Source organism: Mesorhizobium sp. M0060 (genome assembly GCF_040323155.1).
GTDB lineage: Bacteria > Pseudomonadota > Alphaproteobacteria > Rhizobiales > Rhizobiaceae > Mesorhizobium.
Genome location: NZ_JAMYUP010000020.1, coordinates 63,012 through 86,824, shown reverse-complemented (window position 1 = coordinate 86,824; position 23,813 = coordinate 63,012). Strand labels below are relative to the sequence as shown.

The following is a 23,813-nucleotide window of genomic DNA, read 5'->3' as shown; positions in this document are numbered from 1 at the left end:
TTTGCGGCCCCCACGCGCACGATCCATCACGAGGGGTTACGCGTCGCCCAGTACGACTGAGGTCGGCCGGACGGTTTATATGCCGTGCAAAAGTCGTAGAGACTCCAGAGGCCGACAATCCCGACGCTTTTCAGGAGCGGACCTTCGTTTGTCATCCGGAACCGACCTAAGCGGGACGTATAAAATCGAGCCGTATGGCGGTCGGCCCGCTAGAAATCGCATCCCGCTCTGGTGCCAATGGCAAACAATCAACCGACCTTGACGAGATTCAGGTTCGGAAGGGGGCCGCCAGGAAACTGAGCGAGCTTGCCGCCGATCGCCAGCGAGCCAAGATCGATCCCCACGAATCCGATCCGCTCGATCAGGGATGCGACCTCTGCCTTGGCCGCGATGTCGTTGCCCGAATAGAACAGCACGCGCCGACCGCCGTCCGAACGTGGATCAGTGGCCAGTAGCTCTGCACGGAGGTGATTGAAGGCCTTCACGACGCGGGCTCCGGGCACGAGATCTGCAAACGCTTCGCTCGACACGCGGCCGCCGAGGTCTGCGGGCTTGAACAGCGGTGCCTCGATCGGATTGTTTGCATCGATTACAATGCGCCCTGTCCAGTCTGGAAGGCCTGCCATCGCCGCCGGGAGCTTCGTCCAGTTAACAGCCACGAAGACGATATCGGCGCGTGCCGCTTCGTCGCGGGTGCCCGCCTTGATGGATGGCCCAAGCTCGCGGACCAGATCCTTGAGTGAATCCGGGCCGCGGCTGTTGGAGATTGTGGCCTCGACACCCGCCCGGCCCAGCGTCCCTGCGAAGGCGGTGCCAATCGCGCCCGAGCCAATGATACCAATGGTCATTTGATGTTCCTTTCAGAGTCGGAGACGGACGCGGTTGAACGTACCGGCACGTGCTTTCACGCTCGATTTCAGTTGACTGGTGCGGTACCGAGCTGCTGCATCAGCGAGAAGAGATTGGCGACGCCCCAATGTTCGGCGATCCGCCCATCGCGCACGCTCATGACGTCGACGGTCTCGAATTGAATTTTTCGGCCCGTCGGCGTCACCCCAAAAAACGCTCCCAGATTCGTTCCGTGATAGGTCTTGTAGGTCGTCACCCGGTCGCCATCGGCAAGCTGCCAGTGGATTTCGGCGTGGAAGTCGGGGAACGCGGCGCGAAGGACTTTGTACAGCTCTCTCGCGCCTGCCTTGTCGGGCGTGCGGCCCGGTTGCGGTGTGTGGTCGACGAAGTCCTCGGCGAACAATTCATCGAACACCGCGAAATTGCCGCCGCCCTGCACTTCTTCGGTGTTGCGGCGAACGACCGCTTTTGCGGCTTCGCTTGCGTTGCTGCTGGTCATGACATGCTCCGATCGGTTGAGGGTTCTGCGCTCTGTCATGTGCGACGCCGCTCAGGCACCGCCGCCCGCCTTCTGACCGAGCAGCTGCAGCTCCCAGGCGAGCGCGATACCGGTGCCACCGCCATGCTCAAGAAACATCTCAGCCCCCATCCTCGCCGTCTCTTCGCGGGCCCAGTCGCGCTGCAATTCACCGGCCACCGCCATCCACGTGATTGGAACGACGCCTGCCATCACCATGCGGCGCACTGCCATGTCGTGCGCTTCCGCGCTCACGCCGCCTGACGCATCGGTGACCGCGTAGACCTCGTAGCCTTCGCCCGCAGCCTGGATGGCCGGCATGGCGAGACAGATCTCCGACCAAAGCGCCGCCATAATGATCTTCTTGCGGCCCGTCTTCTTCACGGCATCGACAACGCGCGCATCTTCCCAGGTGTTGGTGAAGGTGCGGTCGATCGGCTTCTGATCCGGGAAGACATCCTGCAGGCCCTTGATGAGCTTGCCGCCGCGGTCCTCAAGGACGGTAGTCAGGATCGTCGGCACGCCGAAGATTTTGGCCGTCTTGGCCAGCGCGATGACGTTGTTCACGATCATCGTGGGTTCGTGGCTGTGCAGATTGGCGAATTGGAACGGCTGGTGGTCGATCAGCACCAGCACCGACTCTTCCGGGGTCAGCAGGGCGTTGAGGCCGTTCTTGGGAGCGTTGGACTGGGTGGGCATGGGCGTTGTCTCCGGTTGGCACTGCGTTGTGTGTCACCTAGCTATCGCCCTTTTATTGGCCTATAATTAGTCCGCAATGACTTGCAATTCTTACAAGCATCACTTGAAAAAAGCCCATGGAGACACTGGCCAACCTCGAATCCTTCGCCCGCAGCGCGGAAGCCAGCAGCTTCTCGGTTGCAGCGCGAAGGCTTTCCCTGACCCCGGCCGCGGTCAGCCGTAACGTGGCGATATTGGAGCGCAATCTCGGTGTCCGGCTGTTTCAGCGAACGACCCGGAAGTTGACTCTGACCGAGGCCGGTGAGCGCTTCCTGCTCGCAATGCAGGATCATATGCAAGGCCTGCAGGCGGCGATCGCGGACGCTGCCACCGATCGCGGTGAGCCCGCTGGTGTGCTTAAGGTCAGCATGGGGTTGACGTTTGGCGCAGATTACATCCTGCCCCTGTTGCCAGGCTTCCTCGCGCGCTATCCCAACATTCGCCCGGACTGGAGGTTTGAGAGCCGGCAAGTCGATCTGATTGCAGAGGGATATGACGCGGCCATCGGTGGCGGTAACGACTTGGCGCCGGGCTTGGTGACACGCACGCTTGCGCCCTTGCATATCATCGTTGTTGCTTCGCCAGCCTATCTGAAAGGCAGGAAGCGGCCTGGCGATCCTTCGGGGCTGGCCCTCTTCGACGGTATTGTCATGCGCTCCACGCGGACGGGACGAATCCGCGAGCGCACCATGCGCGACGCCGCCGGCGCGGAAACTATTGCGACACTGAAGGAGACGATCGTACTCGACGATCCCGAGGCGATGTGCCGGGCGGCACTGCTCGGTCTCGGCGTGACGCTTATCGCCGTGCCACATGCTCTTCCGCATCTCGAAAGGCGCGCGCTCGTGCGATTGTTGCCACAATGGTACGCCGACGGCGGACCGATCTCGATCTACTATCCCACCCGAACATTGCTCCCCGCCAAGACCCGCGTCTTCGTCGACTTTGTCGTCGAGGGCTTTCGTCGTGATCGCCTGGCGGAGCGCTTCGCCGGAAGCCTCGGCTAATTGCATCGACCTTCGCTCGGGCCTGGTTGATCTTGTGGCGTGATGCGAATTCGGCTCTCAGACTCCCAAAACTCAGTCTGGAAGATGCCGCCATTTCACCATCCGCTTGCGCAGATCGACGACTTCGCCGTCTACCGTGAACGACCCGTCTCCCCTGTGGTGCAATGTCCGCCGCTCCTTCCGGTCGGGATCGATCCAGATCCGGAGCGCCTCCAGAAGGAAGAGGTTGTAGGTCTCGACCATACTGTCGTCAGCAATTCGGCACTCGATATTGGCGAGACATTCGCCGATAAGTGGCGGCCCCACGTCCCGGGCGGGACGGGATGATAGCCCGAATTTCTCAAATTTGTCGACCTTATCGCCCGAGCAGTTGCCGATATCGACGACCGTGCGGGCAAGATCGACGGTTGGGATAGCGATCACGCATTCGCGGCTTTCGCGCAATGCTCGGTAGCTGTGGTCCCAGGGTCCGATGACGCATCCAATCAGCGGCGGTGCGTGCTGGACCATCATGTGGAAGCCCATCGTCATCACGTTCGGTTTGCCGTTTAGAGCGGTCGTGACCAGGACGATGGGGCCTGGTTCGACCAGTCGGTAGGCATGGGATGCAGGCATTTCCTTCATTGGAGTTCTCCTTGCGATTGGACGCCGCCCACAAGATCCTGAGCCGCAACGACGCGACAACAACCGCTGACGGGCAAAGCGCGATGCCGCTCCACATCGGATCGCCGGCTCAGCGCGGTTTCAACTCCAGACCACCAAATACTGCCTCCACGACCGCCTCGATGTAAGCGTCGGAGATGTCGGAGTTAACGTAGGGAACGAGGAGCCGGTGATAGATCGGGCCATATAGAGCATCGAGCACGACATCTGGATCCAATCCGGGTCTCAGTTCACCATTCGCTATGCCAAGCCGAACGATCTCGCGGGCAATCTGTCGCCGCGGCTCGACCCAACGCATCTTCACGGCCTCCAGCAGCCTGTCGTCGGTTTGGGCGCGCCCCAGTAGCGGCCGCATGATCCTGCCCTGCTGGCCGCGGTAAGCCCGTGCGAGCAGTTTCATGGACGCTGCGAAACTCTCGCGCGCTGTGGCCTTTTCCTGGATTGGCGCCGCCTTTGTAACTTCGGCGAGAAACGCATCCATCACGACTGCCGAGACATTCGGCCACCGGCGGTAGATGGTCGTCTTCGCCACGCCAGTCCGTTCCCCGATGCCTTCAATCGTCAGCGCGTCGAATCCTACCTCTTCGCCCAGTTCCAGCGCAGCGCGGAGAATCGCTGCCGTCGCATCGGCGCCGCGTGGGCGCGGGTGGGCGACCTTCACCGCTCGCAATCGAACATTCCTTTCCATCGTTCCCTTCCTGCAGTCCATCTGGCCAATGCAAGCGGGCAGACTTGGCGTCGCTGATCCCGCGTAAAATCCGCGAATCGGCTTGACAAGTGTACGCTACGTATCGTAGTTGACAAGTGTACGCTACGTATCGTAGCTTTTAAGTGAACAACCTGGGCAAAGCACGGTACTCCGCGGATCCTGCGATCTATGTCACGCATGACCAGGTCGAGGCCATGACCATGGCCGACCGGATTGTGGTGATGAATGGCGGCCATGTCGAACAGGTCGGCCGGCCGCTCGATCTCTATGATGACCCGCAGAGCATGTTCGTTGCCGAATTCATCGGCTCGCCATCGATGAACCTGCTGAAAGGCCGCTTCGACAGCGCCGTCGGACGGCCTGTCTTCAAGACCAATGATGGCATCGTGCTGCCGCTGCCCGGCAGCGTTTCAAGGCCGTCCGGTACGGAAGCGATCTACGGCATCAGGCCGGAATATTTCACCATCGCTACGGCAGGCTCCGGCATCCCGGCCCGCATCGTGGTGGTCGAGCCCCTCGGCCCCGAAACGCAGGTGACCGCGACCGTCGGCGGACAGACCGTGGTGACGATGTTTCACGAGCGGATCAGCGTGCAGCCCGACGAGATCATCTGGCTGCAGCTACAGACCGATCGCGTCTGCCTGTTCGACACCGCTGGACGGCGGCTAACTTAGAATCTGTCAAAATAGCAACAACGAACGCCTTGAAGAAATGCGCGCGGTTACGACGAGCGGCCGTAGACCAGATGGCACCACGCGCTTTCTTGTCGGTGGTCTGCGAGATACCATCCGGCGACCGAGCGACCGAACAACGGCAGGATCACCAACGGCGTCGCCGAAGGCCGCCGCAATGCCTTCCAGATTACGCGGTCGATCGGTTGGCTTCGCCCTCGGCGATTTTTCAGCGCTGCGCTATTTGTACGACCGGCATGTCGAAGCCGTGGTCGGTGTCCAAATCATCCTGTTTGCACGTCGTTGCCGCCCTTTACCGCATGCATTGACCATAGGACTTCCAGCCTTGCTGTAGTGGCGTTATGCATGGCTGATCGCAGTCTGATCGACGAACGGTAGAAATTGGAACTCGGAAAACAGGCGTAGGATCGTTCCCTTCTGTCTTTAGATGGTCCTGCGGGAAACTACCACCTGCGTGCCATGGGTTTAGCGAAGCCCAGCCCTCCATATTGGTGCACGTATCTGGTAGATATGACGATTTTATTCATTGTATCTTGACGCATAATGATCCCGCTCGATACCCCACGGCCATTGCCGCTCCCGATCAGGCAAGCGTGAATTCAAATTGTCTATAGTAGCAAGTGGTTGCGGGACTCTTCTCTGTAACGGCACGAAGGCGACAAACCGCAGACGTCCTGGCCACATATCTCTCGCCAGGATGCCGGCAGATCGTGGGGGAAAGCGATCATGGCAGGCAAGTGATCAGCATCACAAATCCATTATCCGCCCCGCTACCGCTGCTTGCACCAAGCGATCGGCGAGAATGGCCAGGAAGGCGATCGACAGGCCGGCGATCAGCCCCATGCCGGCATCGGCCTTGCCCAGCGCTACATAGACCGCTTGTCCGAGATCGCGCGTGCCGACCAGGGCGGCGATGGCGAGCATCGACAGTGCCGCCGTGATGGTCTGGTTGAGCCCCAGCATGACGACAGGCAGCGCTAGCGGCAGCTTGGCCTGGAACAGCGTCTGCACCGGGGTCGCGCCCATCTGTTCGACCGCCTCGACGACATCGGCCCGGACATGGCGCAAGCCGTGCTCGACATAGCGAATCGGCGGCACGATAGCATAGAGCATGATGGCGATCAGTGCTGTGAACTCACCGACCTTGAAGAACATCAGCGCCGGGATCAGGAAGACGAATTGCGGCATGGTCTGCAGCGCGTCGCAAACCGGCTTCATCACGCGCGAAACCCGCTCGCTGTAGGCGGCCCAGACGCCGAGCGCGCCGCCAATGACAAGGCAAAGCAGCACCGCCAGCGTGCAGAGATAGAGGGACTGGACGAGCGCTCCCCACAGCCCGTTGACGAGGATCAGCAGGAACCCGGCGGCGGCAAAAAGCGCCAGCCGAAGGCCCGCGACCTGAAAGGCGAGCAGGGCAATGCCGAGGATGAAAACCGGCCAGGGAAAGCCTAGAAAGCCGGTGTAGAGCAGCGTGCCGGCGACCAGCAGCGCCAGTGCCGGCCGCCAGTTGAAGCGATGCAGCAGCAAGGCGCAGGCGAGCAGGACGGCGACAGCATAGGTCGCGTTCGCGGTCGGCGAGAGCGTGAACCCCCAGATGGCGGGAACCGCAGCCCCCGATATGCCGATCCTGAGCGGCAGCAGCAAGCAATAGAGAACGCCGTTGCGTAGGCCGTCGAAGAACCAGGCATAGTCGCGCACGAGGCCCAGCAGCCATTGATTGATGCCGCCGACCTGCATGCGCAGCCCAGTGGCGGGCAGCAAGGTTTCGTCCGGCCACAAGAGGCGTATGGCAATCGCCAGCACCGCCGCGAGGACCAGGACAATTGCCAGCCGGCGATCGGTCATCCATGTCATGACCGCCGTCGGCCCGGTCGGACGCGCCTTGGCAAAGCCGATCGTCAGCCGGTCGATGAGGATGGCGAGCAGCGCGATCACCAGGCCCGACAGGATGCTCTGGCCAAACTCGGCCTTGCGCATCGATGACAGCACCTCCCAGCCGATGTCCTCGAAGCCGCCGATGATGGCGGCGACGATGACCATCGACAATGCGGCCATCGTCGTCTGGTTGAAGCCGACCAGAATCTGCGGCAGCGCGGTCGGCACTTCGACATGCCAGAATTGCTGGCGGCGCGTGCAGCCGCTCATCAACCCGGCCTCGCTGATATCGGAAGGCACGCGATCGAGGCCGAGCAAGGTGTTGCGCACCATCGGTGGCGTCGCATAGATGGCGCTGGCGATCAACCCGACCACCGGGCCGAAGCCGAACAGCAGCAGCAGCGGGATGAGATAGGCAAAGGCCGGCACGGTCTGCATCAGGTCAAGCGCGCCGAGCAGCATCGGACGCAGGCCGGGCTTAGCATGGCCGAGCACGCCAAGCGCGAAGCCGAGCACGGTGGAGATCGGCACGGCGAGCAGCACCAATGACAGCGTGCTCATGCTTTGCGGCCAATAGCCGGCCAGGAGTATGTAGGTCAAAGCCAGCAAGGCAAAGGCCGCCAGCCTGATGCCGCTTGATTTCAGCGCCAGCGCCGCCACCGCCAGCATCACCGCCGGCCATGGCAGCCAGACCAGGACGAGACGCGCGCCACGCATCGGCGCTTCGAGCGCGGCGGAAAGGGCCCGGAACGCCGGCTGGACGACGGTCACAACAGCGTCGGTGACCGCGTTCACCCCTGCCGCCAGCGGCAAGGTCCATTCCTTGGGAAACGTCACCAGCCAGGGGAAATCGGTCTTGAGGACGAGGCACAGCGCGGTCAGCGCGATCAAGGCGCACCAGGGCAGAAGGGCCGGCTCGATTGTGACCCTCGGCGAGGATCGAAACGATGCGGCCGGCGCCGTCATGACCGGGTCCGCCTTGTCTGTTCCCGCTCCAGCACGGCAAGGACAGCACTTGCGGTCAGCAGCGCCGGCGGGCCGGCGCCCTCACCCGGCACGTTGAACGCGCGAACGCCTGAGGCCAGCCGTGGAATGAGGTCCTCCAAGCTGGCATCGGCAGCGACGCTCTCCTCGGGCACGGCTGCCCCGTTCAGCGACGTCGCGAGATCGCCGGCTTTGATGACGCGCAGCAGTGGCATGTCCTCGGTGAACTGCGCGACATAGTCGTCGGCCGGGTTGAGGACGATATCGGCCGGGCGGCCGATCTGGACGATCTTGCCGGCCCGCATGATGGCGAGCCGGTCGGCCAGCCGGAAGGCTTCAGCCATGTCGTGGGTAATGAAGACGATCGTCTTCTTCAGCATCCGTTGCAGGCGCAGGAATTCGTCCTGCATCTGCCGGCGGATGAGCGGATCGAGTGCGGAGAACGGCTCGTCTAGGAACCACAGTTCCGGGCCGACGGCGAGCGAGCGGGCGATGCCGACACGCTGCTGCTGGCCGCCTGAAAGCTGATGTGGAAACGAGGCCTCGCGGCCTTCGAGACCGACCAGCGCAATCATCTCGCGAGCACGGGCTTCGCGCTCCTTCACCGGCTTGCCTTGGATCTTCAGCGGGAACGCCACATTGCCCAGAATGCTGAGATGCGGCAGCAGGCCGAAATTCTGGAACACCATGCCCATGGCGTGGCGGCGCAGTTCGATAAGCTCCTTGCCGGTGGCCTTGAGCAGGTCCTGGCCGTCGAGCAGGATTTCGCCGGCGCTCGGCTCGACCAGCCGCGACAGGCAGCGCACGAGCGTCGACTTGCCGGAGCCGGAGAGCCCCATGATGACGAAGATCTCGCCGGCCGCGACCTCGAAAGTGGCGTCGACCACGGCCGGCAGATGCGCTTCCGAGCGCAGCCGCTCGGCCAGCGCGTCCGGCTCGATGATGTAGCCGCGCGAGTCGAAATAGTAGGCGGGGCGCCGCCCATAGACCTTCCAAACATTGCGGCAGGCCAGCTTGATTGATGGGGCGGCGGCGTTCATTGCGTGAAGCCCTCGTGCGGCCAGAACCCGGCCACGCATCGATGCGAAGCCGGGTTGGCAAATCGACCACCGCTCGAGCGGCGCGACATCGAGGCGTTTACCCCTTGGCCGCGTCGACCCAGGACTTCCAGACGGTTTCGTTCTTGTCGACCCATTCCTTGACGACGGTGTCGAGGTCCTTGCCGTCCTTGTCGACGGCTAGCATCATCTTCTGCTGTTCGGTGGCGTCCATCTTGAACGCCTTGAGAAAGGCAAGGGCAGCCGGCCATTTGGCGCCGAAGCCGGACCAGACGATCTTGTCGACATCGGGCGGCGTGATGCAATGTTCGTTGCTCTGGTCCTTGCAGGGCGGCATCTTGATCCAGCCGACGTCGTTTTCCGCCAGCGCGTAATGCGGCCCCCAGAACATCATGACCAGCGGCGACTTCGCGGCCTCGGCGGATCGGAGCTCGGCGACCAGCGCGCCTTCCGACCCCGCCGGAACGGCGGTGTAGGGCATGTTGTTGTCGGCCAGGATGGTCGCGGCACGCGACCCCCAGTCGGCCGGATAGTCGAGGAAGCGGCCGTTGGGCGCCGTCTCGGGCGTCGACAGCGCCTGCACGCATTCGGGCTTGGTCAACGCCGACCAGTCGGGCAGGCCCGGGCAGATTCTCTCCATGAATTTCGGATAAATCCAGCCCTCGCGCGTCTCGAGGTCGAGCTTGCCGATGTCCTCGATCTTCTTCTCGGCCAGCACCTTCGGATAGATGTCGCCGACATTGTTCAGCCAGATTTCGACCGAGGCGCTCAGCGTGCCGTCGGCAAGGCCGGAGAATTGCGGGAAGTTGCCGGCCGTGACGTATTCCACTTTGTAGCCGAGCTTCTCCAGGAGCTGGCCGGCGATATGCGTGGAGACATGCGCGCCGGTCCATTCGAGCATGGCGAGCTTGATCGGCTCATCCTTGGCGCCGATTTCGGCGGCTCCCCCTTGAGCGTTGGCTGCAAGCAGAAGCGCCAGCCCGATGCCGGCGCCTTTCAAGACAATGGTCCTTTTCATATCAGTTCCCCTGTCGGTTGGACTTTCCTTGTGTCATGCCGGCCTCCTCCGATGAAGGCCGGAACCATCCCGCAAGAACGCTACCACAGTGCTCCGCCGGTGATTTGTATGTTTTCCATGGTGATGCCCTTGGCCAGGTCCGAGCATAGGAAGACGGCCAGAGCCGCGATCTCCTGCGGCTGCAGCATGCGCTGCTGCGGATTGCCCCTGGCGATGTCGGCCATCGCTTCCTCTGCTGTGCGCCCCTTGCCCTCGCGCTCGACGACCTGCGCCACATTGCGGCGCATCAGTTCGGTCTCGACCCAGGTCGGACTGATCATCACGCAGGTGACCCCGCGTGCGGCCCCTTCCAGCGCCACGCAGCGGGTCAGGCCGAGAAGTCCGGCCTTGGAAGCGCAATAGGCCGGATTGTCCTTCCAGCCGACGGAAGCCGCCGTCGAGCCGATGTTGACGATGCGGCCCCAGCCGCGCCCGATCATGCCGGGCAGCACGGCACGGGTGGCGCGGAAGGCGCCGGTGAGGTTGGTGTCGACGATCTTGTCCCACAGCGCGTCGGAATGGCCGCAGACCGGCTGCTCGGCGGTGGTGCCGGCGGCGTTGACCAGAATGTCGGCGGGGCCGATGGCGGCTTCGGCGTCAGCCGCGAACCGATTGGTGACGTCGCTGTCGCGCACGTCGAGATGGGCGGCGTGGACCCTGGTGCCGTGGGCGGCAAGGGCTGAACGCACACGCGCGATCTCGTCGGCGCCGGGATAGTAGGCGGCATCGGCTTTCTCCGTGCCGGCCGGCGCGATGTAGGAGCCGACGGCGACATTCGCTCCGGCCTCGGCCAACGCAGTGGCAATGGCAAAACCCATCCCGGAGAACCCGCCTGTAACGATCGCGCTGCGGCCGGAAAGGGTCTTCATCGCGTGCATTCTCCATTCAGTTTGGCAAAGGCAACATAGGCCGGCAGGATTTGTCGATCACACCGCAAGGTAGCCTCCATCGACGACCATTTCGGAGCCGGTGACGAATTTCGATTCATCCGAGGCGAGGTAGAGGACCATGTAGGCGATGTCGTTGGGCTCGCCGAGGAAGCCCAAGGGATGACGGGCGAGCGCGCTGGCTTTCTCCTGTTCCAGCGTGCCGAGGTCGCGCAGATAGTTTTCGGTCTGCGGCGTCCAGATGTAGCCCGGGTGGATGGAGTTGCAGCGGATACCGTAGCGCCTTTCGGCGCAGTGCACGGCGACCGCCTTGGTCAGCGTGCGCACGCCGCCCTTGGAAGCACAATAGGCGGCAAGTTCGGCCTCGCCGATGATGCCGTCGATGGACGACAGGTTGATGATTGAGCCGCCACCCGTTTTCTTCATCAGGGCGATGCCTTGCTGGCAGCCAAAGAAGACGCCGTCGAGATTGACGGCCATGGTGCGCCGCCATTCCTGCAACGAGGTATCCTCGATGTTCCTGGCGATGGCGATGCCGGCATTGTTGACCAGCACGTCTAGCCGACCGAACCTTTGCTTGACCGCTTCCATCACCGGCGGCCAGTCGTCAGGATTTGAAACGTCGTGACGGAGATGGAGGCTTTCACCACCATTTTGAACGATCAGTTCGGCGGTCTGCCGGGCCAAGGCATCATCAATATCGGTAACGACCACCCTGGCGCCCTGAGCCGCGAGCAGCAACGCGGCCGCCCGACCGAGGCCCAAGCCGGCTCCGGTGATGAGTGCAACCTTGCCTGCGACGCGGCTCACGACATCATGTCCCCTGGAGTGGTTTGCCGAGCCATTCGCGATAGAAGCCTTCGAGGTCGGGTTCGAAATCGTGCACTATGGGATAACCAGGTGCCGCCGCTTCCACCTCGTGCAGCGTGCCGCACTCAGGGCAGATGAATTCGCGGATTTCCATCCATTCGGGATCCGGAAGGTCGCTGTTCGGATAGATCTCGCGCAGCGATTGCTCGGTGTTGCGGACATGAATAGCGGCGTTGAGCTTCCAGTTCTTGCGATAGTCGCCGAAGGAGTGGCCGCATTCGCACCGGGTTATCCGCTCGTCACCGCTCTGGCAGATGAACAGGTGATCCGAGACCGGCAGCAGGATCGGGTCCTTCCAGACGACACGATCCTGATAGACGGCGACCATCTTGAAGAAGCGGTCATCGTCCTTGTAGGCGCTCATGATGCGCCTTGTCTGCGGCCAGGGCAGCTGGCCAGCAGCCAGATCGCGGATGACTTCCTTGCTGTACGAGGTCATGGCTTTGCTCCCGGCATGAAGATCGATCTGGCGTCGACGTTCCAGAACTCACTGAAATCCCTAGTGAAGCGCGACGACAGCTTGATCGCGCTGGCGTACATTTTCTTCACCTCAGGGGCGAAGTCGGCCTTCTCGACACGGCCGCGCTCCTTGGCGATCCAATCCACCACCGGGATCGCCTTGGCCAGACGCTGCTTGCGCATGGCGGCGCGACGCTCGACCGTCGCGTCGATATCGGCAATGGGATAGCCGTCTTCATCGTCCTTCAGCACGATGCCGAACACCTGGTCCGCCGCTTGCCGGGTGAGAAAACCGTTCTCGACATCCCAGGCCGTCTTGATCGGATCGCGCTCCAGCACGTCGCCATAGCCGCCGCCGCCATTGTAGCAATGGCTGAAGATATCGCCGGATTTGTGCGGCGAGGTGATGTAAGGGCCCTCGACCACAGCATGGTCGCCGCCGATGTTCTTCTCGTAGTCGGAGACATGCGGATCGATACCAGGCGCATGCGCCAGCGGTTCGCCCTTGGCGGCCAGTTCGTGGATGTTGGAATTGCGCACAGCGCGGTGCTTCTGGCAGGTCGGCGCCGGATAGCCACCGCACATGCCGCCATTGTCGAACACCCTGGAGGAATGCTCCGAGGTGTGCAGCCGCAGATGTGAGGTCTTGTTGATCAGCCAGGTCGAGACGAAGGAGCAGCCGCCGCGATATTTGCCGGCGCCGCCTGAGTTGGGCGCGATCGAACGGCCGATATAGACCATCGGCATCGACTGTTCCCAGACCTCGATGTTGCCCATGTCGGATTCCGGGTTCCAGCCGACATAGGCGGTGTCGAGACCGTCCTTGATGGCGAGCGCGCCGGAGCCGGCGGCAGCGCATTCGAAATGCGCCATGCCGAACGGCGTGCCGTACTGGCTCTCGCCGCCCATCTCGATCATCGGGCTGTTGACCTGGCCGACGAAAGCTTCCTCCACGTAACCGCGCGCTACGAAGCCGCGTGACAAAAGCCGCTGGAAGACGCCATAGGCCGGCAGCAGCAGCGCCCATGAGGTGGCGGTCGCCACCATCTCGTTGTCGGGGTTGGTCCAGGTGCCGTGCGGCAGTTTCAATTCGGTCGCCATCCAGGCGCCGTCATTGACCAGCCCTTCGAAATTCATGTGCTGGGTCAAGGTGACGAACATGCCGCCATCCATGCCGGCCGGCGTGCAGTTCATCGAATGGTAGCCCCAGGGCTGGGTGCCCTCGAAGTCCATGGTGATCTTGCCGTCGGTGGAGATCTCCATCTCGATCGGGATGTTGTAGAGCCAGTCCGGATCGCCGAGCAGCTGGAAGCCGGGCTTGCCGGCGGTGACGTGGCCGTAAAAGGTGTGGCCGCGATAGATGCCCGGGACTGTGAGCTGGCGGGTGCGGGCGAGCTGGGCGCGACGCCCTTCCTCGATGAACTCTTTCGACACCTTCATCCAGTAGTCGAGGCCGATCTCGGAGATCAGCTGCTTGACGCTTTCACGCATGTCGATGCAGGAAGCGACCTTGGCCTTCTCGTCCAGCACCCAGTAGATTGGCATGCGCAGATTGCGTTCGCAGCGGATCACATAGTCGCGGCGGATCTCGTCATTCTCGCCGATCTTTTCGGCGCAGACGAACAGGCCTTCGGTGAAGCGCTCCTGCGCCAGGCAGACGTCACCGCCAGGGGTGATGCCACCCGCTTCCAGCTCGTGGCAGACAGCACCCGCCCAGCCGACCAGCGTGCCGTCATAGAAGATCGGCACCACGTCCATAACGTCGGGCACCTGCACGGTGCCGATGAAGGCATCATTGTTGGCGAAGATATCGCCTTCGCGGATACGCGGGTTTTCCTCGTAATTGTTCTTGATCATCCATTTGATGAAGCGGCTCATCGTATGGACGTGCACCATGATGCCGTTGGAGAGCGCGATGGCATCGCCCTCGGGCGTATAGATGGCGACCACCATTTCGCCGACCTCGCGCACGCCGGGCGAGGCCGAGATGCGGCGCGCCATTTCACGGGCCGAGACGCAATAGGCACGCAGCTTGGTGTGCAGCGTCTCGAATTTCAGCGGATCCTGGTTGCGCAGCATGAGTTCCGTGATGCCGTCATAGCAGCCGGTCTCTTCCATCAACCGCTCTGAATCGAGCAGTCTTTCGCGAAGGCGCAGGGCCGAGGCAGGTTTGTCCAACATGGCGGTCGCCCTCTCAAGCGTGGGTGTAGTGCAGCAGCGTCCATTCATCGACATGGACGCGGTCCTGCGGATGAACGACAAGCGTGGTGGCGGGATGTTCGATGATGGCCGGGCCGATCACTTCATGGCCGGGCTGCAAGAGATCCATCTCGTAGAGATTGGCCTTGTGCCAGCGCCCGCCAATATAGGCCTCGCGCACGCCCTTGTGAGCGGATGCCGGATTGGAGGCACCGAGCGACCGCTTGAGCAACACCGGCTTGACCTTGTCGGCGGTGGCGATCAGCCCGAGTTCGGTGATGGTGAAGCCTGCTTCGCCATAGCGCGAAACGCGGTGATTGACCTTGGCGTAGACCGCCTCGAACTCATCGAGGACCTTGCGCATGTCGTCGGCTGAGTTGACCTCTGCGAGCGGCGCCATGACCTCGACATCCTCAAGCTGGCCGGTGTAGCGCATCATCAGGAACGGCACGGTCCTGATCTTTTCGCGAGCGTGGCCGTCGGCGATCATTTCGTCGACCGCTGCCTTGGTCAGATCGTTCCAGACCGTGGTGACCTTGGCGCCGAAGCCGGCAAGCGTCGCCTCGTCGGCACGAGACGGGATGTCGTGCTGCGTCGACACCGAATGCCGGCGCATGAAATCGGCGGTGGTGCAGCCAAAGGCGGAGAAGGCAGCGGCAAACTGGAAGGTGATGATATCCTTGAAGCCGATGCCCCTGGAGCAGCCGGCCAGATGCAACGGACCCGAGCCGCCGTAGGACAGCAGCGTGAACTCCGAGGGGTGAATGCCTTGGCCCGAGATGACGCGGCGCAGCGCGTTGTTGGCATCGGACTCCAGCATGTCGATCATGCCTTCGGCGGCTTCCTCCAGCCCGACGCCCAATATGTCGGAGCATTTCTCCTGGAAGGCGCGGCGGGCCTTCTCGACCTGCAGCACGACCTTGCCGCCGAGGAAGTAGTGCGGGTTGAGACGGCCGAGGATGGCGTCGCAATCGGCGATGGTCGGCTCGGTGCCGCCGCGATCGAAACAGATCGGGCCGGGGTCGGAGCCAGCGCTTTCCGGCCCGAGACTGACCTTCTTGGTCAGCGGGTCGACCTTGAGGATCATGCCGGCGCCGGCGCCAATCGTGTCGAGATGCAGCGTCGGCACGTTGAGCTTGAAACGGTCCATCAGCGGCTCGTTCTCGATCCGCGTCTGGCCGCGCGTGATGACGCCCATATCGAAGGACGTGCCGCCCATGTCCGAGCAGATCAGCGAATCATTGCCGATCAGCTTGCCGACATAGGCAGCACCGAGGATGCCGCCGATCGGGCCGGAGATCATGGTTTCATGCAGGCGCGGGTGGTTGATCGAGGTCAGGCCGCCGAATGAGAGCAAGGTCTGGACGCCATATTTGAAGCCGTATTTCTTCGAGACGTCCTCGATACCCCTAAGCTGCTTGCGGCCGCGCGAGGTGGCGTAGGCTTCGATCAGCACCGAGTTCAGCCGCGACTGCTCGCGGATGACCGGGCGGATCTCGTGGCTTGTGTAGACGGTGATCTCGGCACCCGCCTTTTCGATCTCATCGCGGCAGATCTCGGCGATGCGTTTCTCGTGCACAGGATTGACGTGCGAGAAGATGGTCATGATGCAGATCGCCTCGACCTTGTCGGCGATCAGTTTCTTCGCGGCGGCTGAGACCTCATGTTCGTAGAGCGGCAGCACGATGTCGCCGAACTGGTCGATGCGCTCGGTGACGCCATGGGTGCGACGCCGCGGCACCAGCGGATCGGGATGGTGGTGGGTGACCGCATGCAGCCGGTCAGCGTAGGAATAGTCGGCCCAGGCCTGCAGGCCGCGGCCCATCAGGATCATGTCTTCCAGGCCCTTGGTGGTGATTAGCCCGAGCCGGCGGCCAGTGCGCGACAACAGCGTGTTGAGCATGCCGGTGCCGGAATAGAGCACGACATTGACGCCGGAAAACAGCGATTCCAGCGATATGCCCCAGGCGTCTGCCGCGTCCTCGGCCGAGGCCAGAAAACCCTCGGCTTCGTTCTTCGGAGTGGTTGCCGACTTGCCGATCTTGAAGTGGCCCTCCTGATCGACAAGGATCGTATCGGTCATGGTGCCGCCGGCGTCGATACCGATGACGATCGGATTGCCAATGATTGGCGGGTTGCCAACAATGGGGCCGGTGAGGTTGGGTTGGGTCACGGTCGCCTCGGGATCTGGTCTAAGTTGACGCTAGGCTAGATTCGACGGGCGGCATCGCGCCATATGCCTAAAGACACAATGACGGCTGGGCTGATATCGCTGAGAAAAGGGCATGCGCATGGGCACTATCTGGGCGCCGCTCGCCAAAGCGATCGCCGCCACCGGCACGGACAGGCATGTCGACTGCCTGATCGACCTGATCGGCGCGGACATCGAGCACGACCTCGTCACCGTGACGCGCTATTCGGCGACGCAGACGCCGGAATTCGTCAAGCACCGGCGCTTCTCGGACGAGATGGTCCAGCGCTACCTCGCCAGCTATTATGTCTTCGATCCGTTCTATGCCTCGTGGCGGCGCGAGCGAAGGCTGGGCATCATGCCGCTGAAGCGGCTTGCCGACGACGAGGCAAAGCGCGGCCAATACATAGCCGGCTTCCTGGCACAGTCGGAAATCTGCGACGAGGTCGGCATCATGCTGGCGGATGGCGGCGACTGGTGCCTCGGTATCTTCCTCGACCGCTCGACGATGTCGTTCAAGGACAGCGAGATCGCCTTGCTGGATGAGCGGCTGCCGGTGTTCGAGGCGTTGCACGCACTCGACATCAAGGCGCGCGGGGCCGAGTTCTCGCGCACGTCGGCGCCGACAGGCCCCGGCGCCTCGCCGCAGCAGGAGCCAACCATCCCGGCGAGCCTGTGGCCAGAGCTGTCGCTGCGCGAGCGGGAACTTGTCCAGCTGATCCTGGCGGGTCACCCGACGGCGAACATCGCCGAGCGTCTCGGCATCACCGTCGGCACCGTCAAGAACCATCGCCGGCGCATCTACGAAAAGCTCGACATCACCACCGAGCGGGAACTGTTTTTGCAGTTCTTCCAGTATCGGGAATCTGCGAACTGACATGCTGCCTCGGAGGTTGGAAGGCGACGTCTTTTAGCTCGCTTATCTCGCTCTAGGAACGGGTGCGCCGAGCTCGATGAGCCCCTCTCTCCTGAGATCGGTCCAGAGAGCCGGGGGAATAGTCTCGCGCAGATAGCCCAGGTTCTGCTTCAGCTCCTCGGCGGACCGAGCGCCGGGGATGACGCTCGACACCATGGGATGGCCGAGCGGGAACTGCAGGGCGGCCGCCGGCAACGACACATGATGGCGGGCGCACAGCGCCTCGATGCTGCGAACACGCTCGAGCACGGGTTCCGGCGCCAGCCTGGTGTTGAAGGTCGCGCCCTTGACCGCTCCCGTTGCCAGGATGCCTGAATTGTAGGGACCGCCGATGATGATCTTGGTGCCGCGCTGCTCGCACAGCGGCAGCAAACTCGCCAGCGGTTCCTGCTCGAGCAGCGTGTAGCGGCCGGCTAGCAGGAAATAATCGAACGCACCGGCTACGACGAAATCAGATAGCATCTGCCACTGGTTGATGCCGACACCGACCGCCTTGATGACGCCTTGCGAACGCAGTTCGTCGAGCGCCGGATAGGCGCCGTCCATGGCTTCCCGGAAGCGGCTTCTGGCGTAGGGGTCTTCGCCGGGGCCGAAATGAATGGCCTCGTCCGGGTCGTGGATCGAAACCATGTCGACATAGTCGGTGTCGAGGCGCTTGAGCGTGCCTTCGAGCGAACGCATCACCGCATCGCGCGAATAGTCGAACTCGGCGCGGAACGAACCGGGCTGATCCCACAGCGCCGGTTGAAGGTCCTCAGGCGGGATCGGCACGAGGTCGTAGCCGATCTTCGACGAGATGACGATGTCCGCGCGGGGCAAGGATCTGATTGCCAGCCCGAGCCTGGTCTCGCTGACACCGAAGCCGTAGACCGGCGCGGTGTCGAAATAGCGGATGCCGTTTTCAAAGGCGGCATGAACCGTCTTGACCGCCGCTTCCGTGTCGACGGCGCGGTACATATTGCCCAGCCCGGTGCCGCCGAGCCCGATCGTGCTCACTTTCAGGCCGTTTTTCGCGACAGCCCTGAATTCGATTTCTGCCATTTTCGCTTCCTGTGATCCGTATCGTCCACCTGCCGGTCAAGCGGCAACCTTTCCGCACCGTGTTCGAACCCAAAAAGGCCCGTCGCAAATCGGCGTCGAAAAAGCATTGACACAAAAGTTGTCATATAACAATGTAACCAGACGACAAAAGCGGCAACCCGCAAAACGAAGAGGGAGGAACCAAGTGGACGACGAAACGAAAAATCAGATGGTGAACGCCGCCATCAGCCGGCGCAGCGCTTTCGCACTGGCCGGGAAACTCGGTCTCGGTGCCGCCGGCCTTGCCAGCGGACTGGGTGGCCTTGGCGGCGGCATCAGTGCCGCCAGGGCGGCGGATTCATCGGCCGGCCTGCCGAAGAAGCCCTACAAGTTCCACTTCGTCTGCCATGTGACGCTGGACCAGTTCTTCACGCCGACGGTCTACGGCATCCAGGACGCCTGCGCCGCCTTCGGCTGCAGCTATCAGTGGACGGGTTCGCAGAAGAACGTCGTCTCTGAAATGGTCAGCGCCATGCAGACCGCGATCGCGCAGAAATCCGACGGCATCGCCGTCTGCCTGGTCGATCCGACGGCTTTCGATGCCGCTACCGACATGGCTGCCCAGGCCGGCATTCCGGTCGTCGCCTTCAACGCCGACGTTCCCGTCGGCAGCCCCAACAAGCGGCTGTCCTATGTCGGCCAGCCGCTCTACCAGTCCGGCTATAACTCGGCGCTGAAGTGGCTGAAGCTCATCCCCAAGGGCGGCCACGTCATGCTGTCGATCGGCGTGCCCGGCTCGCTCAACACCCAGCCGCGCCTCGACGGTTACATCCAGGCGATCAAGGACAGCGGCAGCGGCGTCACCTACGATGTCGTCAACACCGGGCCGGATCCGGCAACGGAAATCTCGCGCGTCGAGAGCTATTATCTCAGCCACAAGACCGTCAATGGCCTGTTCGGCACCGGCGGTTCCGACACCTATGCCTGTGGTTTTGTGTCCAACAAATACGGCCTGGTGAAAGCCGGTGGCGCCGTGGCCGGCTTCGACCTGTTCCCGCAGACGCTGGACTTCATCAAGGCCGGCGACGTCAACTTTACCACCGACCAGCAGGCCTATCTGCAGGGCTTCCTGCCGGTCCAGCAGATGTATCTCTACAAGCTCTCCGGCGGTCTCGTCGGCCCGGCCAACAGCGATACCAGCCAGGCCTATGTGACCAAGGACAATGTCGACGCCTATGTCGGCAAGTCCCGCTTCGAGGGTCGTAGCGACGTCGAGCCGACCTGACGCCTCCAACACACTATCCCCTCCCCTTGCTGCGTCGTCGTGGCTATCACCCAGCTGGGGTCCGCCTACGGCCGTGCCTGGAAGTCGGCTCGCCTGTTTGACCCGCCTTTCGCCCAGAATTCGAAATCAGGAAGACAAAAGTGCCGTCAATTGAACTCAGCCCGGCAAGGAAGAACGCAGTTGGCGTCAGGATCCCGCATACGCTGACGGAGAGACTGCTCATCCTGCTGTCGCGCTATCGCGAAGCCAGCATCGCCGTCGTCGCCATCATTCTGGTGATCTATTTCCAGGTCGGCAGCGACGGCGGATTCCTGTCGCCGCAATTCATGAGCGTGGTGCTGCGCGACACCGGCCGCCTCGGCCTGATCGCCGCCGCCGAAGTGATGCTGATGATCACCGGCGAGATCGACCTGTCGCTGAGCGCCATCTTTTCGATCGCGCCCTATGTCATGGCGCTGTTGTCGGTCACATGGGGCGTGCCGCTTGCCGTCGGTGCGCTCATTGGCGTTTTGATCGGCGTGCTGGTTGGCGCCATCAACGGCATCATCACCGTACGCTTCAAGGTGCCGTCGCTGATCACCACGGTTGGCATGCTGTTCTTCCTGCAAGGCATCGTCGTTTCGATCTACAACAGCCAGCCGATCGTGGCGCCGGTCGAACAGCCGTTCAACGCGATCTTCGGCCAGAGCCTCTACCAGCCTTCGGATGGTCTGTTGTCGTTGCACGGCGTGACCGCCTTCACGCCGTTCCTGTGGACGGTGCTGATCGTGCTGGTGCTGGCGCTGGTGCTCAACCGGACCACCTTCGGTTTGCACACGATCGCCACCGGCAGCAACATCATCGGCGCCCGCGAGATCGGCGTGCGCACCGACCGGATGAAGATCTACAATTTCATGATCGCCGGCGGCTGCGCGGCCTTTGCCGGCATCATCAACACCGCCCAATTCACCTCCGCCGACCCGCAAGCCGGCAGCCCGTTTCTCACCTTGCAGGCCATCGCGGCGGCGGTCATCGGCGGAACGTCGCTGATGGGTGGCTCCGGCACCGTCATCGGCGCCTTGATCGGCGCCTTCGTGGTCGCCTCGCTCAACAACGGCCTGGTGATGATCGGCGCCCAGGCCACCGTTTCCGACATCTATCTGGGTGCCGCAATCATAGCCGCCATGGTGCTCAGCATCCAGGTCGACCGGCTGCGCACGAGGAGGCGCCTATGAACGCGCAGGCCATTCCGCCGCTGGCGCCCGACGCGCCGGTCATCCTCGAAATGTCGCACATTTCGAAAAGCTTCGGCGCCGTCACCGCGCTGGTCGACGTCTCGATCAAATTGCGCCAGGGCGAGGTTCTGGCGCTGGTCGGCGACAATGGCGCCGGCAAGTCGACGCTGATCAAGATCCTGTCCGGCTTCCATCAGCCGGATACCGGAACGATCGTCTCGCAAGGCAAGGAAGTGCGTTTCGCGTCGCCGCGCGACGCGCGCGCCCAAGGCATCGAAACCGTCTACCAGGACCTGGCGCTGGTCGGCGATCTCAGCGTCTTCCACAACATGTTCCTGGGCCGCGAATACCACAAGCGCATCCTTGGGCTGAACCTGCTCGACAACAAGAAGATGCGCGAACAGGCGCAGCTCTACCTCGACACGCTCGGCATCTCGATCCTCAGCGTCAACAGCACCGTCGACCTTCTGTCGGGCGGACAGCGCCAATGCATCGCCGTTGCCCGCTCGATCTATTCGTCGCCGAAGATCCTGGTCCTGGACGAACCGCTTGCAGCACTCGGCGTGCGCGAGAGCGCGCATGTTCTGGGGCTGATCCAGAACCTGCGCCAGCAGCGCCAGGTCTCGGTCATCCTGATCGTTCACAACTACAACCAGATTTTTGAAGTCTGCGACCGCATCAACTTCCTGCATTCGGGCGAGGTCGCGCTGGACGCCTCGACATCCGAGACGAGCGAGGAAGAACTGATCCGCATCGTCAAGTCGGGACTGGGCAGCAAGGCGATCGACGCCGCGGCAGCCGAAATCCGGCCAGGCATCCTATGACGGCCGCAAAAACCTTGCCGGCCCGACCCTCCAACCCAATTTGCCGGCCCCATACACGGAGTATTCGTTTTGACATTCTCACCTACTGAACTGACCAGATCCCTCGGCCGCGGGTTGCTGTCCTTTCCCCTCACCTTTTTTGACGATGCCGGCGCCTTCAACGAAGCGGGCTATCGCGCCCATGTCGCAAAACAAGGTGCGGCAGGTGCGGCCGGACTGTTCGCGGCCGGCGGCACCGGCGAATTTTTCTCGCTGACGCTCGATGACTACAAGCGCGTCGTGCGGGCGGCATCGGACGAAGTTCCCGACCATCTGCCGCTGCTCGCCGGTGTCGGCTACGGCACCCATATGGCGGTCGAGTTTGCCAGGGCAGCCGAGGCCAATGGTGCCGATGGGCTGCTGGTGCTGCCACCCTATCTGGTCAAGTCCGAGCAGGATGGCCTGCGCCGCCACCTGAAGGCGATCTGCCGTTCGGTCGGCATCGGCGTGATCGCCTACAACAGGGACAACGCGATCCTGACGCCTGAGACCCTCGACCAGCTCGCCGACGAGTGCCCGAACCTGATCGGCCTCAAGGACGGCGTCGGCGACATCGAGCTTTTGACCGCATTGCGCTACCGCATGGCCGACCGCCTGATCTTCATCGGCGGCATGCCGACGGCCGAGGTCCATGCCAGTGCCGCCGCCGCCATCGGCATGACCACCTATTCGTCGGCGATCTACAATTTCGCGCCCGAGATGGCGCTGCGCTTCTTCGACGCCTTGCGTGCTGGGCGCATGTCTGAAGTCGGCGATCTCATCCGCAGCTTCTTCCTGCCCTACCTCGCCATCCGCAACCGTCGCGCCGGCTATGCCGTCTCGATCGTCAAGGCGGGCGCGCGCATTGCCGGGATCGACTGTGGCCCGGTCAGGTCGCCGCTTCTCGACCTGACCGCGGATGAGGAGCGGCAGCTTTCGGCGCTCATGCAGTCCTGCCGACTGCCGGTCGGAGAGCTGGCGTGACATTGGGATCGATCGGCGATCGGGTTTGAGGCCGTGCTACGATCTGGCGTCGACCATGCGGCGATAACGCTCCCGGCCGGCCTCGAGATGTTCGCGCAAGGTAAAGCGGGCGGCCTCGACGTTTTGCCGCTCGATGGCCTGGTAGATGCGCCGGTGCTCCATCTGCACTTGCTCGAGATAAAGCCGCCGCTGCTCCGGCGTTTCCGATCGCGGACGGATCGACTGCCGCGGGATGACGACGGGTCCGAGAAAATGCATGAACCGCTCGAAATAGGGATTGCCGGTCGCCGATGCGATCGCCCGGTGAAAGGCAAAGTCCGGCTCGATCGCGCTGTCGCCCGCCGCGATCGATTGATCGATGGCGTCAAGGCAATCGCGCATGCGGGCAAGGTCGTCGTCGCTGCGCTTCTCGGCGGCGATGCCCGCCGCTTCCAGTTCCACGGCGAGCCGCAGCTGCAGCACGTTCTGGACTTCCATCAGCGAGTGAAGCTCGTCGGACACAATGCGGAACGTGGTGTTGGCCTGTTGGTCGGCGACGAACACACCAGACCCCTGACGGCTGACCACCAGCCCTTCAGAGCGCAGCGAGGCCATCGCTTCGCGTATGACCGTGCGGCTGACCCCGAACTGCGAAATCAGTTCCTGCTCGGTCGGCAGTTTCTCGCCGCTGATCAGATGGCCGGCGTGTATCTCGCGGGCAAACCAATCCGCGACTTGCGCCGTGCGGCTGATCTGAGGGGGAAGGCCAAAGGAACGTTTCATCACCACCAAGCAATAAACGAACCGCCGTTCTTCGC

General features: G+C 62.7%; 22 protein-coding genes. 7 read left to right on the top strand and 15 right to left on the bottom strand.

The window, feature by feature from the left end:
• Window positions 1–248: 248 nt before the first annotated feature.
• The 3 genes from NKJ94_RS20225 to NKJ94_RS20215 form a co-directional block, all read right to left on the bottom strand.
• Window positions 249–848, bottom strand: a complete 600-nt coding sequence (locus NKJ94_RS20225) for an NADPH-dependent F420 reductase (RefSeq protein WP_352527281.1) — start codon at window positions 846–848, stop codon at window positions 249–251.
• 68 nt (window positions 849–916) lie between these two features.
• Window positions 917–1,348 (bottom strand): ester cyclase, encoded by a 432-nt coding sequence (locus tag NKJ94_RS20220; protein WP_352527280.1) that lies wholly within the window; start codon window positions 1,346–1,348, stop codon window positions 917–919.
• A 51-nt stretch (window positions 1,349–1,399) separates the two neighbouring features.
• Window positions 1,400–2,065: a hydrolase gene (locus tag NKJ94_RS20215; RefSeq protein WP_352527279.1), complete on the bottom strand. Its 666-nt coding sequence runs from the start codon at window positions 2,063–2,065 to the stop codon at window positions 1,400–1,402.
• 116 nt (window positions 2,066–2,181) lie between these two features.
• Here NKJ94_RS20215 and NKJ94_RS20210 point away from each other — a divergent pair, with 116 nt between their 5' ends.
• Window positions 2,182–3,111: a LysR family transcriptional regulator gene (locus tag NKJ94_RS20210; RefSeq protein ID WP_352527278.1), complete on the top strand. Its 930-nt coding sequence runs from the start codon at window positions 2,182–2,184 to the stop codon at window positions 3,109–3,111.
• A gap of 72 nt (window positions 3,112–3,183) precedes the next feature.
• Here the strand turns inward: NKJ94_RS20210 and NKJ94_RS20205 are convergent, their stop codons facing one another.
• Entirely contained in the window at window positions 3,184–3,735 is a 552-nt protein-coding gene (locus tag NKJ94_RS20205) for a flavin reductase family protein (RefSeq protein ID WP_352527277.1), read from the bottom strand.
• A gap of 109 nt (window positions 3,736–3,844) precedes the next feature.
• Window positions 3,845–4,435, bottom strand: a complete 591-nt coding sequence (locus NKJ94_RS20200) for a TetR/AcrR family transcriptional regulator (protein ID WP_352527276.1) — start codon at window positions 4,433–4,435, stop codon at window positions 3,845–3,847.
• Between the two features lie 248 nt (window positions 4,436–4,683).
• On the opposite strand from NKJ94_RS20200, the gene NKJ94_RS20195 reads away from it, so the two are divergent.
• Window positions 4,684–5,157 (top strand): TOBE domain-containing protein, encoded by a 474-nt coding sequence (locus NKJ94_RS20195; protein WP_352527275.1) that lies wholly within the window; start codon window positions 4,684–4,686, stop codon window positions 5,155–5,157.
• Between the two features lie 765 nt (window positions 5,158–5,922).
• On the opposite strand, the gene NKJ94_RS20190 is transcribed toward NKJ94_RS20195, so the two are convergent.
• From NKJ94_RS20190 to NKJ94_RS20155, 8 genes are all read right to left on the bottom strand, one after another.
• Entirely contained in the window at window positions 5,923–8,016 is a 2,094-nt protein-coding gene (locus tag NKJ94_RS20190; RefSeq protein ID WP_352527274.1) for an ABC transporter permease, read from the bottom strand.
• On the bottom strand, window positions 8,013–9,074 hold the full coding sequence (locus NKJ94_RS20185) for a quaternary amine ABC transporter ATP-binding protein (protein ID WP_352527273.1): 1,062 nt from the start codon (window positions 9,072–9,074) through the stop codon (window positions 8,013–8,015). Before NKJ94_RS20185 ends, NKJ94_RS20190 begins: the two co-directional genes overlap by 4 nt.
• 97 nt (window positions 9,075–9,171) lie before the next feature.
• The gene (locus NKJ94_RS20180) at window positions 9,172–10,110 is read right to left on the bottom strand and encodes an ABC transporter substrate-binding protein (protein WP_352527272.1); all 939 of its coding nucleotides are present in this window, start codon (window positions 10,108–10,110) and stop codon (window positions 9,172–9,174) included.
• 80 nt (window positions 10,111–10,190) lie between these two features.
• A complete protein-coding gene (locus NKJ94_RS20175; protein ID WP_352527271.1) occupies window positions 10,191–11,018 on the bottom strand; it encodes an SDR family NAD(P)-dependent oxidoreductase in 828 nt (275 codons plus the stop codon).
• A gap of 57 nt (window positions 11,019–11,075) precedes the next feature.
• A complete protein-coding gene (locus NKJ94_RS20170; RefSeq protein ID WP_352527270.1) occupies window positions 11,076–11,846 on the bottom strand; it encodes a glucose 1-dehydrogenase in 771 nt (256 codons plus the stop codon).
• Between the two features lie 4 nt (window positions 11,847–11,850).
• Window positions 11,851–12,345 (bottom strand): acetone carboxylase subunit gamma, encoded by a 495-nt coding sequence (locus NKJ94_RS20165; RefSeq protein ID WP_352527269.1) that lies wholly within the window; start codon window positions 12,343–12,345, stop codon window positions 11,851–11,853.
• On the bottom strand, window positions 12,342–14,546 hold the full coding sequence (locus NKJ94_RS20160; protein WP_352527268.1) for a hydantoinase B/oxoprolinase family protein: 2,205 nt from the start codon (window positions 14,544–14,546) through the stop codon (window positions 12,342–12,344). Before NKJ94_RS20160 ends, NKJ94_RS20165 begins: the two co-directional genes overlap by 4 nt.
• A gap of 13 nt (window positions 14,547–14,559) precedes the next feature.
• Window positions 14,560–16,689 (bottom strand): hydantoinase/oxoprolinase family protein, encoded by a 2,130-nt coding sequence (locus NKJ94_RS20155; RefSeq protein ID WP_352527307.1) that lies wholly within the window; start codon window positions 16,687–16,689, stop codon window positions 14,560–14,562.
• Between the two features lie 160 nt (window positions 16,690–16,849).
• Here NKJ94_RS20155 and NKJ94_RS20150 point away from each other — a divergent pair, with 160 nt between their 5' ends.
• Window positions 16,850–17,632: a helix-turn-helix transcriptional regulator gene (locus tag NKJ94_RS20150; RefSeq protein WP_352527267.1), complete on the top strand. Its 783-nt coding sequence runs from the start codon at window positions 16,850–16,852 to the stop codon at window positions 17,630–17,632.
• 42 nt (window positions 17,633–17,674) lie between these two features.
• Here the strand turns inward: NKJ94_RS20150 and NKJ94_RS20145 are convergent, their stop codons facing one another.
• Complete coding sequence (locus NKJ94_RS20145; protein WP_352527266.1) at window positions 17,675–18,712, bottom strand: aldo/keto reductase; 1,038 nt, start codon at window positions 18,710–18,712, stop codon at window positions 17,675–17,677.
• 184 nt (window positions 18,713–18,896) lie between these two features.
• Here NKJ94_RS20145 and NKJ94_RS20140 point away from each other — a divergent pair, with 184 nt between their 5' ends.
• From NKJ94_RS20140 to kdgD, 4 genes are all read left to right on the top strand, one after another.
• Window positions 18,897–19,976, top strand: a complete 1,080-nt coding sequence (locus NKJ94_RS20140) for a sugar ABC transporter substrate-binding protein (protein ID WP_352527265.1) — start codon at window positions 18,897–18,899, stop codon at window positions 19,974–19,976.
• 140 nt (window positions 19,977–20,116) lie between these two features.
• A complete protein-coding gene (locus tag NKJ94_RS20135) occupies window positions 20,117–21,190 on the top strand; it encodes an ABC transporter permease (protein WP_352527264.1) in 1,074 nt (357 codons plus the stop codon).
• On the top strand, window positions 21,187–22,014 hold the full coding sequence (locus NKJ94_RS20130) for an ATP-binding cassette domain-containing protein (protein ID WP_352527263.1): 828 nt from the start codon (window positions 21,187–21,189) through the stop codon (window positions 22,012–22,014). The genes NKJ94_RS20135 and NKJ94_RS20130 overlap by 4 nt, the downstream gene beginning before the upstream one ends.
• A 69-nt stretch (window positions 22,015–22,083) precedes the next feature.
• Window positions 22,084–23,016 carry a 5-dehydro-4-deoxyglucarate dehydratase gene (gene kdgD / locus NKJ94_RS20125; RefSeq protein ID WP_352527262.1) on the top strand — a complete coding sequence of 311 codons (933 nt, stop codon included), beginning with the start codon at window positions 22,084–22,086 and terminating at the stop codon, window positions 23,014–23,016.
• Window positions 23,017–23,052: 36 nt separating this feature from the next.
• On the opposite strand, the gene NKJ94_RS20120 is transcribed toward kdgD, so the two are convergent.
• Window positions 23,053–23,778 carry a FadR/GntR family transcriptional regulator gene (locus tag NKJ94_RS20120; RefSeq protein WP_352527261.1) on the bottom strand — a complete coding sequence of 242 codons (726 nt, stop codon included), beginning with the start codon at window positions 23,776–23,778 and terminating at the stop codon, window positions 23,053–23,055.
• Window positions 23,779–23,813 lie beyond the last annotated feature (35 nt).